This is a genomic window from Nocardia sp. NPDC058705 (assembly GCF_042749305.1).
In the GTDB taxonomy this organism is placed as follows: domain Bacteria; phylum Actinomycetota; class Actinomycetes; order Mycobacteriales; family Mycobacteriaceae; genus Nocardia.
Genome location: NZ_JBHYRN010000016.1, coordinates 143,604 through 155,419 on the forward strand (window position 1 = coordinate 143,604; position 11,816 = coordinate 155,419).

Genomic DNA, 11,816 nt, shown 5'->3' on the forward strand with positions numbered 1-11,816 from the left:
GCGGTGTCGAACGTGATCGAACAGGGCCGACGCTGATAGATCAGACCTGCGGCACGCAGTGCCAATGGCCGAGCGTAGCGGATGTTGGCTGCAAAGCGTGGGTGGTGAATTCGATGGAACCGGAGGGGCGTTCGATGCGTCTAAGGGCGCGAAGGAGTGGCATGCCGGTACACCGGCTTCGGGGCGGCGATCAGGTGAGCGGCAAGGATTTCCACCAATCCATGAGCTGGGGCATGGAGACGCCGTTGTTTGCCTTTTGGCCGTGGGAGTACATGATGTAGCGCTCTCGGTGTGGGTCGCCGGGGAAGACGGTGAGCATGCGGGGAGATGACTTCGGTTCGGAGCCCCACTTGTAGTTCGTGTAGGTCTGACCGTCTTTGGCTTCCTGTTCCGTGAGCGCGCCGACCAGGCCATCGGTCACCTTTTTCACCTCGGCCGAGGACTCGTAGCGGAAGATCTTCAGATACGGCCACAGGGTGTTGCTCGCTGGGATCATGTAGCTGTTGGCGTAGCTACATTCCCAGAGCGCGGTCGGAGTTCCGAATTCTGGATGTTGCTCGCCGGGCATCCAGAAGGCCCTCGGATCGCCCACGTCTCCGCTGCAGTAGATCTCGCCGAAGCCTTGCCCTCTTGCGTACTCCTGGCCTGCGGGCACTTCGGCGGTGGGGAGCAAACGTGGGAAGGCCTGGCGCATCTCCTCGAGGTGTCGCTGTGGCGGTGCCTGGCTGCGGTCGACTGTGGCCCAGACGCCGATACCCGCGACAACGGCGACTACGACGGCGACACAGACGGCTGCCACAGCGCCTGCGTTGGAGCGCCTGCGCGGGGCCGGTACGTGTCCGAAACCTGGTCGCGGCATGGGTGTTCGCGGTCGAATCGGTTGTGGGGTCGGCCATTGCGGGGCAAACGGCTCGGCCGGGGTGGCCGGGCGGATACCTGCGCCGGGGTGTGCCACCGGCAGTGCCGATCCGGCCAGCGCGTGGTGTGCCGCGGCGGCGAATTCGGTGCACGAAGCGAACCGGTCGGCGGGGTGTTTCGACATCGCGCGTGCGAGGACCGCGTCCAGAGCGGCGGGCAGACCCGCACGCGTCGCGGTAACGCGCGCCGGGTGCTGCTGGAGGTGGCCCTGAATCACCATGGCGGGGTTCGTGGATTCGAACGGTGCCGCGCCGGACAGCAGCCAATACAGGGTGCAGGCCAGGGAGTACTGGTCGGAACGGCCGTCCATGGTGGCGTCGGTGAGCTGTTCGGGCGAGGCGTAGGCGAGCGTCGCCGTGAACGAACCGGTCTGGGTGAGCCTGCTGCCAACTTCGTCGACCAGCCGGGCGATGCCGAAGTCGGTGAGATAGACACGTTCCCGGCCGTCGGCGGCTGCGGCCAGCAAGATGTTGGCGGGTTTCACATCGCGGTGCAGGACGCCGCGGCTGTGCGCGAAGTCGAGTGCCTTCGCTGTCTCCGCGACGATCTGGATCGCGCGCGCCGGTGCGAGCTCGCGCGGCTGCACTGTCGCGGCGTCGATTCCGTCGATGTACTGCATCGAGATCCACAGGCGGCCGTCGTCGGCACCGCGGTCGAACACGGTGACGATGTTCGGGTGTTCCAGCTGCGCGACCAAGTCGGCCTCGCGTTCGAAGCGCGCGCGTAACTCGTTGTCGGAGAACAGTTCCTCGTTCAGCAGCTTCAAGGCGGTGAACCGTGGCAGTCGCGGATGCTTGGCCAGATACACCGCACCCATGCCGCCGCGCCCCAACTGACGTTCGATCGCATATCCGGCGAAAACCGCGCCTTCGAGCACCTGCCGACCCTCCCTCGTGTCCCGACAGCAAGAGCCCGAGCGTAGTTCAGACCGGATCGCCTGCGCGGGACAGGCTTGCGACCGCGCGCGGGGTCGGCCTGCGCGGCGCACCGTGATCTGCGGGATCCGTGTGACAGGTGATCATGGTGTCGGCCTGGTCCGCAGCAAAGTCAGCGGTGGGGTGAATTGGGTGGGGTGGTGTCGTAGGCTGTGCGGGACGACGGGGTGGCCGGGTGCGGGGAGCATTCGGGGCTGCCGTGGGGTTGGTGCGGGCTCGGCCGGACGGTGTGGCTCGGTGATCGGGGAAGATGGAGGATGCTCGTGCGGCGACGGTCTGCGGTGGTGACCACGGTGTTGTGTGGGGTGCTTGCGGTGGGTGGGTGTTCTTCCACTGAGAGTGGGAATGCGCAGCCGAGTTCGACTACGGATCTGTCGGCGGCGACTGCGGCGCTGTGGGATCCGTGTTCCCAGATTCCGGATTCGACGTTGACCAGCCTCGACATCGACCTGGCATCGAAGCGGTCGGGCATTCTCGGAGCAGAAGAGCCGGGGTGGAGAATCTGCCTGTGGGAGGAGAATGAGTTCCCACCGAACTACGGGATCTCAGTGGCATCTTCGGTGCATACCATCGCTGAAGTCAAAGCCAAACCCGGAAATGTCGACTTCGCAGAAATTACGATCGCAGGCCGCACTGGAACACAATACCGGCTGAGCATCAACGACGCCGATGAAGACTGCACAATTGCGTTTCCGACAAGTACAGGATTCATACAGCTCGGCATGCTCAATGTGAGCTCTAAGTCGAAGTCTGTGCCGCCGTGCGAACGACTCATCCCGATTGCAGAAGCGATCGTTCCACTTCTTCCACAGTAAATTCCGACTAATTAGGGGGTGCGGTGGCTCCAACTGACGAAAAGTCCCGCTGGCAGTATTTGAACGAAGAGGCTAAAGCTGGGCGCCTCTACTTGGATCCGTCGGTAGCGACGAGCTGTCGCGACGCAAGCAATACACAAATTGCCCTATTCACGCAGCTGAAGAATGAGTTACAGATGCTGGCGAGCGTAACCGGGCTCGGCCGCTTCACCGCCGCCGATGAGCTGGCGAAGATGCTCGGCATGAAGGCCATCGGCGGTGAACGAGACTTCAAAACAGCCTTCGAGGAGCACATCGCAGTCCTCGAACTCATCCGCGACACCATCGAGATCTCGGTGAAAAAGTACGAAGACCAGCAGATAGCCCAAGCACAAGCTCTGACTTCACAGGGCGCCAACCTTCCCAATGGTGGTTGAGAATGTCATTCTTGGAAACCCTCGGCACCGCGGCCATCAACTCCCTGCCGGGCGGCAACGCCTACCTCACGTTGAAGGCCTACGCCGACGGCAGCAAGCCGACCCGCTCTACGGACGAGAGCCCGGACGCGCACATCGCACGAAATCGACTGGCGGATTTGAAGTCCGAATTCGATGGGACTTACCAAGGGTCAAAGGTTCACACATACGAAGAACCGAGCGGTATGTCCGACCTCTACGAGCGTGTTTCCGCGATGTCGATGGCCGATGTCAACTCGCTGCACACCCGCTGGGAGACATTGCGTAACAAGCTCGAAGAAGGATTCAAGACTTACGACAGTAAGATCGCCGCCGCGATAGCCGAGAAGTGGGTCGGCGACGCGGGAGCCAGTGCCGGGGCCGGAATCAAGGAATACGTCGACAAGTCGGGCAGCCTCCTGACGTCGGCGCAGATGATGGCCGAGAAGGTGAAAGTGGTCGAGTCGGCCATGCAGATCGCCAGGGATCGGGTTCAGCCGCACGAAGGCTCCACGATCAGCGGGATCGCGAGCTACATCCCCGGACCCACCTGGAAGATGGACAGCCACAACGCCGACACCGCGAAATCCGAAGGGGCGGAGGTGATCAGGGGGATCTACTACACCGCGATCGATATCGCGGACACCGACGTCCCCCTTGTGCCGCAGCCGTACAATCCCCTTGAAACCGGGGCCAAGCCTGGCGACGACAAGGGTGACGACGGCACCACGGGCACGAAACCCACCACCCAGCAGCCCACGACCCAACAACCCACCACCGAACAGCCGACCACCCAGACGCCGACGACGGAAGACCCGTCCGACGACGACACCGGTGACGACACCACACCGTCGAGCACGGAACCGGCCGCGACGACGCCACAGTCCACCGCGCCGACAACACCGACCACGCCGACCACACCAGCAGGCACCACGCCTGCCTCGACGACACCGATGGGGACCGGCGGATCGCCGGGTGGTGGATCGCCCGGCGCGGGCACACCCGGTTCAGGCGTTCCAGGAGCGGCGGTGCCTGGCACGCCGGGTGGCGCTGCGGCCGGAAAGGGCGGCGCAGCTGCGGGCGGCGCGGGATCTGGTGGCGCGGGTCGCGGGATGTCCGGCATGGGTGGTATGGGTGCCGGTGGCGGGCGCGGGAAGGGCGATGACGAGAAGGAAGCCGGGACGAAGGACTATCTGATCAACATCGAGAACGGTGAAGAGCTCACCGGGCTCGGCGAGGATCAGCGCGCCAAGACTGTTCCGCCCGTGATCGGAGAATGACCGTGGCTCAGTGGCAATTCAGCGCGCTCGGGTTCACCGTGCTGTGGCGGTCCGCGGATCGCGATGTGCTGCCCTATCCCCTGCAGACGCATTCCGATGCCGTGACCGTGGACGACTACGACCGGCTCTGGCAGGCCGAGGCGCAACGGATTCTGCCGATGTACGACGAGTCTCTCGATGCGGCGGTGCGGATTCTGCTCGACCCGGAGGCCCGGTTCGAACTCGCTGGTTTCGGCGACGAGGAGAAGTTGCGGTCGTTCGCGGCGGTGCGTGGGCATCAGGCGGTGTTGGTGGAACAGCAGCGGGTGCCACTCGACTCCGAGGGCGGCGACATCCGGATGAGCACGCTCGAGATCGAGCAGCTGCCCGACAAACTCCTTGCCCGGCTGCCGAAGACGGGGGCGGCAGGCGGGGACGGGTTCAGGATGAACCGCAATGACCTCGACGAGGAAACGCCCTACGATCCGTGGGCGGCCGATCGGCGCACTCCGCAGCAGAAAGCGGACGACTTCTTCGGACGCAGGCGGTCGACGCTGGTGTATGTGGCCGGCTATCCGGGTTCCGCGATGGACAACCGGCCGCAGCCGGGTCAGGGTTTTCATGTGATGGATTTCCCGGACGGTCGCTACCTGGTCAGCGAACGTGGTTCGGAGATCGAGGCCCGGCCGGGCGATATCGGTGATGCGCGTGGGTCGTTGGTGCGGTTGATGAAGTCGGCGCTCGCGATCTATCGCGAAGACAACGAGCCCGCTTACCGATAGACAACGCATCGACCCCCGTCGCGAGCTGCGGCGGGGGTCGATGGTGTTACTCCGGCGGCACATAATCAGTCGACCCGATGTGTGCTCGACGCTAGCGTTTGTTCTCGTCATCACGTCGCCGTTGAAAGGTTCCGCCGTGCTCGAAGCCGAAGCGATCGCTGCCAATCGGGCGAATTGGGACGATCGGGCCGATGTGCACGTGCGGTCGCAGATGTACGACGTTGATGCGTTCTTGGCCGATCCGAGTGATATTTCCTCGGTGGTGCGCAACGATCTCGCGGTGTTGGCGCCGCATCTCCCGGAATCCGGGATCGAGGGGCTGTCGCTGCTGCATCTGCAGTGTCATATCGGGACCGACACTGTGTCGTGGGCGCGGTTGGGGGCGGGCGAGGTGTGTGGGCTTGATCTCTCGCCGAATTCGTTGCGGCATGCGGCGCGGATCGCTGAGGCTGACGGGCGTGACATCGCGTGGATCGAAGGGGATGCGCGGTTCGCCTCGACCCTCATCGATCGGCGATTCGACACCATCGTGACCAGTGCGGGAACCATCGTCTGGCTGCCGGAACTCACCGCCTGGGCGCGCTCGATCCACGACCTGCTCGAACCCGGTGGAGTGTTCTTGATTCGAGACGACCATCCGATTCTGGGGGCGATGGGGTTCGAGCCGTGGGAGATCGATGACGATTATCTCGGGGGTGGGGATGCTCGGGTTTACTCGGATTCGGGTACCTATACCGAGGATTCGGCGGGGCAGGTCGAGCACACCGTCAATCACGAGTGGCGGCATGATCTGGGTGAGGTTGTTGGGGCGTTGCTCGGGGCGGGGCTCGTGATCGAGTCGGTGGTGGAGTTGCCCTATATGGATTGGCCCGCGTTCGCGGATCTTGTTGCCTGCGAGCAGGGTTGGACGTTGCCGGAGGGGAAGCCGCGGATTCCGTTGAATTTTGGTGTCGTGGCCCGGCGGCCGCGCGACTGAGTGGTTCAGTCCTCGTCGAGGACGTGCAGGATCTTGCGGGTCTTGTCGTCGCGGGCCGTCACGCCCTGTTCGTAGTTCTGCTCGCCGTTGCCGTAGGCGTCGTCGACTTCCTTGACGATCATGCCCATCTTCGACTTGTCGGGTGAGCCGATCTCGAAGGTCATCTGGGAGCCGACATTCTCCATCAGGTGGCGGATGCCGGCGGGGCCGCCGCCGAGGTTCATGCCTTCGAAGGGGCCGACGGTGGCCCAGCGCAGGCCCAGGGAGGCTTTGACCAGGTCGTCCAGGTCTTTTGCGGCGATGACGCCCTGTTGTACCAGGTAGATCGACTGGTCGTTGAAGACCTTCTGGAGGCGGTTGCCGACGAAACCGGGGATTTCGCGCTGCAATCGGATCGGGGTTTTGCCCAGGTCGCGGTAGACCTGCATCGCGCGGTCCATCGCCGCGCTGGACGTCTGCTCGCCGGGCACGACCTCGACCAGCGGCATGAGGTCCGCCGGGTTGAACGGGTGGCCGATCAGGATGCGGTCCGCGGCGGCGCTGCCCTCGGCGATCTGGGTGGGCAGCAGGGACGACGAAGAGGAAGCGAGAACGACACCGTCAGCGGTGGCGGCGGCGAGTTCGGCGAAGAGCTTGTGCTTGAACTCGAGACGTTCGGGGCCTGCCTCCTGCACGTAGTCGGCGCCTTCGGCTGCCGCTGCGGCCTCCGGATAGGTCGTGACCGAAAGGCCGGCGAGTTCGTCGTGCACGATCTGGTCGAGGTCGGGGCGTGGATCCGCCAGGGCGACATCCCAACCGCCCCGCGCGAACAGCTTCGCCCACCCGAGGCCGATCACACCGGCCCCGACGATCGCCACCTTCGCCATGAACTCTCCTCCGAGTCGGAATCGCGAGTAGACCGTTCGGCTGCGAGGGTACGTGGCGGCCGAGCGAGGCGAGGCCCGACACGCGGCGCTGATCAGCGGGCGTGGAGCCAGCCGCCGATCCGCTGGGCGATGGCGTCGGGGGTGAGGCCGAGTTCTTCGAGGATCTCGTTGCGGGAGGCGTGGTCCAGGAACTGCTGAGGCACACCGAGATCGCGGGTGGGGACGTCGAGGCCGGCGTCGCGCAGGCGCGCGGAGACGGTGGAGCCGATGCCGCCGTGCAGGCCGCCGTCTTCGACGGTGACGACGAGGCGGTAGTTCTCGGCGAGCTTGACCAGGGTGTCGGAGACCGGGATGACCCAGCGCGGGTCGATGACGGTGACCGAAATGCCTTGGGGTTCCAGGAGTTCGGCGACCTTCATGGCGGTCTCGGCGAAGGGGCCGACGGCGACGATCAGGACGTCGCCGTGCTGGGACTGCGCCGAGCCCGCGCCGGGGACGGCCAGGCGGAGCACGTCGAGACCGTCGACGCGTTCCACGGCCGTGATGTCCTCGGCGACACTGCCTTTCGGGAAGCGCAGCACGGTCGGACCGTCGGAGACGGCCAGGGCTTCGGCGAGTTCCTCGCGGAGGGTAGCGCCGTCGCGGGGGGCGGCGACGCGGATGCCTGGGATGATGCCGAGCAGCGAGAAGTCCCACATGCCGTTGTGGCTGGCACCGTCGGGGCCGGTGACGCCCGCACGGTCCAGCACGACCGTGACGGGTTGCTTCAACAACGCCACGTCCATCAGGAGCTGGTCGAAGGCGCGGTTGAGGAAGGTGGCGTAGATGGCGATCACCGGGTGCATGCCACCCAGCGCCAGGCCGGCGGCCGAGGCCATGCCGTGCTGTTCGGCGATGCCGACGTCGAACATGCGCTCGGGGAAGCGTTCACCGAACGCGGCCAGACCGGTGGGGCCGGGCATGGCGGCGGTGATGGCGACGATGTCGTCGCGGCGCGCGCCGTGTTCGATGAGCTCCTCGGAGAACACCGCGGTCCAGCCCTTGGCCTTCTTGCCAGCAAGGGGTCGGCCGGTGAGAGGGTCGATCGGGTCGCAGGCGTGCATCTGGTCGGCGACATGGTTCTCGGCGTGCTCGTAGCCGTTGCCCTTGCGGGTGACCACGTGCACGACGACGGGACCGCCGAAGTCCTTGGCGCGCCGCATAGCCGCTTCGAGGGCGACGAGGTCGTGGCCGTCGACCGGGCCCACGTATTTCATGCCCAGATCGGAGAACAGTTCCTGCGGGCTCACCGCGTCTTTGATCCCGGCTTTGAGCGCGTGGACCATCGAATACGCCGAATCCCCCACGGCGGGAATGCTTTTCAGGATGCGTTTCCCGGCGTCGAGGGCGTGCTCGTAGGCGGGCTGGGTGCGCAGGGCGGTGAGGCGGTCGGCGAGACCACCGATCGTGGGGGCGTAGGAGCGGCCGTTGTCGTTGACCACCACCACCACCGGACGATCGGGCGCGCCCGCGATGTTGTTGAGCGCCTCCCAGCACATGCCGCCGGTGAGCGCGCCGTCGCCGACGATCGCGACCGGGGTGCGGTTCTGGTCGGTGAGCGCGAATGCCTTGGCGAGGCCGTCGACGTAGGACAGCGCGGCGGAGGCGTGCGAGGACTCGACCCAGTCGTGTTCGCTCTCGGCGCGACTCGGGTAGCCCGACAGACCGTCGCGCGAGCGCAACGAGTCGAAGCGGTCCTTGCGGCCGGTGAGAATCTTGTGCACGTAGGCCTGATGGCCGGTGTCGAAGATCAACGGATCGGCAGGCGAATCGAAGATCCGGTGTAAGGCGATGGTCAGCTCGACCACGCCGAGATTGGGGCCGAGATGGCCTCCGGAGGCGGCGACCTTGCGCACCAGGAACTCGCGGATCTCGTCCGCCAGTTCGCGCAGTTGCGGCACGCTCAGCCGGCGCAGATCTTCGGGTGAATCCACCCGCGACAGCACTCCCACCTGAACTCGCTCCCTCCGGATTACAGTGTGATCCGCCCAGTGTATTTGCCCGCCTGACGGGCACAGGCTCGCGGCCCCTTCCGAGAGTGTGCGATGCGAGGTCTACGGTCGCGGTCCCGATGTCGGCCTATGCCGCTGAGCAGGCCGCGCGAGCTGAATTCGGGTTCAGCGGGCTTCAGGCCGGGGACCTCACCAGCCGATCAGCTGTGAGGACAATCTCCCCGCGCAACTCCTCCTGACTCGGCGAAGCCGCCGCCTACCGTGACGCCGTTTCTCTCGCGAGCCGTTCAACGAGTTGACGTCCTCCTCTGGCCGAAGCCTCTGGATTCCAACTCACCTCAACGGTGGTCGGGGTGGTAACGCCTCGCGGGTTCCCACCTAGTTCCTGCTTCACAGACCGGGCAATCCCGAAGTCTCCACAGGCAGACACCGACAGCCCGTCGGCAAGAATATTCTTCGCCGCGTTCACGTCCGCATTGTCGGTAAACCCGCAGGTAGTGCACCGAAATACCGCTTGACTCTCACGTGATTCCGGATCAACCATGCGACACACCGAACAGCGTTGTGACGTGTAGGCGGCAGAGACTTTCACGATCGTTGTACCCGTATACCGCGCAGCATTGTGTAACGCCGACTCGAACTTGTACCAGCCCTTGTCCAAAATGCTGCGGTTCAATCCGGCCTTCTGCCTGATATTCGAACCCGGTTGTTCAACGGTTCCCTTCGCCGACGCTGTCATGTTCCGGGTCTTCAACTGCTCGAGCGCAACCAGGGTATGCCGGGTGGTCAGTCGATTCGCGGTCCATGACACGAAATCGGATCGGCGGTCGCGTTCACGACGCTTGATCCGACCCATCGCGGCGATCGTCTTCTTGCTGTTCACCGAGCCCTTATGGCGCCTGGAAAGCTGCTTCTGCAACGCTCGATACCGGCGCGCTTCTCCGGAGGTACGGAACTGACGGTCGCGCAGCGTGCCGTCCGAGCAGGCGAGGGCGACAACCACCCCACGATCAACTCCCACTGCGGTGGCACAAGGATGCCGACCAGGGGTAATTCGGCCGTCGTCGACCACGAACGACACAGACCAGTGGTGCCCGTCGCTCGACACCGTCGCCGAGCGCACCGCGCCACCGAGGGGACGTGACCAGCGGAACCTAACCCACCCGAACTTGGGCAGCTTGCAGCGTCCCCAGCGCTTCCCCAGCCGTTCCACGGTGATCTGATCGCCAGCGGGAAACCGGAACGACGGTGACCATCGACGTACGGACCGCCACTTGACCCGAAACGTGCCATGCTCACGACACGCCCGGTCCAGGTCCATCAGCGTCTGTTGCAACGCATGCGATGGTGCGAGCTTCAACCATCTGTGGTCAGTCTTCGCATCGACGAGCTGACCGGCCTGCTCGTGGTAGTTGATCCACGCACCGCGCCGCCGATACTCCCGACGCTGCTCCAACGCGGTGTTCCACACCGAACGGCAGATCCCCGCAATACTCCCAGCGAACTCGGCCTGTTCCGGGGTGAATGCGAGCCGGTACTTTCGTCCGGTCAACACGATTCTACGAAACCGTCGGTCGATCGAGGTCGGGTCTCGAGCTCCATCAGCCACGCACCTCTCCACCGCGAACACGCGATTGAACAGACGGTCGAATCCCACCACTAGGCAACAGGTTCAGGTTTAGTTATACCGCACGGCTATCGTCTATCGGAACGCTGGGCCGACATCACTCAACCGATCCAGCGAGGCGATGACTCCCGGCGCAAACAGCTCCGATGTTGCTCGGGAACAGTCATGGCTTCGCGGAAACGGCTCGAGAGGAATACAGCGGACCCCAGCGGGCTTTGAGCCGCGCCACGGAACTCGTTCCTGATGCGAGACGTTGAGCAGCACAGCAGCCTTCGACCGACAGGAGTACCGCGGTGAGCAAGAAGTCCTGGCAGGCGAGCACGACCACCTTCGGACGCGGAGTGGTGCGCGCGGTCCCCGACCTGATCCGGTTGACGTTGTCGGTGGAATCGCGAGCCGACACCGTCGTGGCCGCTTATGGGCGGGCCGGAGATAGGGTGAGCGCGGTCGTCGCGGCGCTGCGAGCAGCCGGAGTGAGTGACGCGGACATGGCAACCAGCGGGTTGAGCGTGCGCACCGAAACGGTCTATACCGACAACGGACGCACCGAGATCGCCGGGTATGTGGCATCCACCGGGCTCAGCGTCTCACTGCGCGAAGGCACCGATCCCGCCGAGACCGTCGCGGCCGCCGTCAACGCGGGCGGCGACGATGTGCGCCTGGGCGGGCTGAACCGCACCATCGCCGACCCCGCTCCCCTGCTGGAACAAGCCCGCGACGCGGCCTTCGACGACGCGAAAGCGAAAGCCGAGCAGTACGCGACCCGAGCCGGGGTCACCCTAGGCCCGGTCCTACAGATCACCGAGGACACCACTCCCCCCACCTCCCGCGCCTACGACATCAGCGCCGAAATGGATTCCTCCCCCATGCTGATGGCCCGCGCCAGCTCGCCGGTCCCCATGGTCCCCGGCGAAACCGAAGTAGGCGCAACCGTCCAGGTGACCTGGGCCCTCAACTAACCCACCGACACCGTTCACCCTAGATCCGCTATCACCGCACTATCAGCCACACCGTTCCCCAGTTCCGCCATGACCGCACTCCCAGCCACACCGTGCACCCAGTTCCGCCATGACCGCACGACCCAACCCCGCACCTGCGACCCCTAGGGAGCAGCGGCCACGCAGTGGCCGGTCGCGGCCGGGTCGCCGGTTAGACGCCGTTGCGAAGCGGCGCAGCCGCCAGCAACGGCGGCTAACCGGCGGCCCCTTGGGGC

At 65.1% G+C, this 11,816-nt stretch carries 10 protein-coding genes; 6 read left to right on the forward strand and 4 right to left on the reverse strand.

All coding sequences use genetic code 11. The annotated features are described in order from the left end of the window. Nucleotides 1-190 precede the first annotated feature (190 nt). Nucleotides 191-1,795 carry a serine/threonine-protein kinase gene (locus ACFW6D_RS19715; protein WP_379330052.1) on the reverse strand — a complete coding sequence of 535 codons (1,605 nt, stop codon included), beginning with the start codon at nt 1,793-1,795 and terminating at the stop codon, nt 191-193. 342 nt (nt 1,796-2,137) lie between these two features. Between ACFW6D_RS19715 and ACFW6D_RS19720 the strand changes: the two genes are divergently transcribed. The 5 genes from ACFW6D_RS19720 (at nt 2,138) to ACFW6D_RS19740 (ending at nt 6,119) form a co-directional block, all read left to right on the forward strand. After that, nucleotides 2,138-2,668, forward strand: a complete 531-nt coding sequence (locus tag ACFW6D_RS19720) for a DUF3558 domain-containing protein (RefSeq protein ID WP_379330054.1) — start codon at nt 2,138-2,140, stop codon at nt 2,666-2,668. Between the two features lie 23 nt (nt 2,669-2,691). Then, nucleotides 2,692-3,084, forward strand: coding sequence for a hypothetical protein (locus ACFW6D_RS19725; RefSeq protein ID WP_379330056.1), 393 nt, complete (start codon nt 2,692-2,694; stop codon nt 3,082-3,084). A 2-nt stretch (nt 3,085-3,086) separates the two neighbouring features. Next, on the forward strand, nt 3,087-4,382 hold the full coding sequence (locus ACFW6D_RS19730) for a hypothetical protein (RefSeq protein WP_379330058.1): 1,296 nt from the start codon (nt 3,087-3,089) through the stop codon (nt 4,380-4,382). Between the two features lie 2 nt (nt 4,383-4,384). Next, a complete protein-coding gene (locus ACFW6D_RS19735; RefSeq protein ID WP_379330060.1) occupies nt 4,385-5,143 on the forward strand; it encodes an ESX secretion-associated protein EspG in 759 nt (252 codons plus the stop codon). A 136-nt stretch (nt 5,144-5,279) separates the two neighbouring features. After that, a complete protein-coding gene (locus ACFW6D_RS19740) occupies nt 5,280-6,119 on the forward strand; it encodes a class I SAM-dependent methyltransferase (RefSeq protein ID WP_379330062.1) in 840 nt (279 codons plus the stop codon). Nucleotides 6,120-6,124: 5 nt separating this feature from the next. On the opposite strand, the gene ACFW6D_RS19745 is transcribed toward ACFW6D_RS19740, so the two are convergent. From ACFW6D_RS19745 to ACFW6D_RS19755, 3 genes are all read right to left on the reverse strand, one after another. Next, a complete protein-coding gene (locus tag ACFW6D_RS19745) occupies nt 6,125-6,985 on the reverse strand; it encodes a 3-hydroxyacyl-CoA dehydrogenase NAD-binding domain-containing protein (protein ID WP_379330064.1) in 861 nt (286 codons plus the stop codon). A gap of 92 nt (nt 6,986-7,077) precedes the next feature. Beyond that, complete coding sequence (gene dxs / locus ACFW6D_RS19750; protein ID WP_379330066.1) at nt 7,078-8,976, reverse strand: 1-deoxy-D-xylulose-5-phosphate synthase; 1,899 nt, start codon at nt 8,974-8,976, stop codon at nt 7,078-7,080. A gap of 256 nt (nt 8,977-9,232) precedes the next feature. Continuing rightward, nucleotides 9,233-10,531 (reverse strand): RNA-guided endonuclease InsQ/TnpB family protein, encoded by a 1,299-nt coding sequence (locus ACFW6D_RS19755; RefSeq protein WP_379330068.1) that lies wholly within the window; start codon nt 10,529-10,531, stop codon nt 9,233-9,235. 365 nt (nt 10,532-10,896) lie between these two features. Between ACFW6D_RS19755 and ACFW6D_RS19760 the strand changes: the two genes are divergently transcribed. After that, entirely contained in the window at nt 10,897-11,562 is a 666-nt protein-coding gene (locus ACFW6D_RS19760) for an SIMPL domain-containing protein (protein WP_379330070.1), read from the forward strand. Nucleotides 11,563-11,816 lie beyond the last annotated feature (254 nt).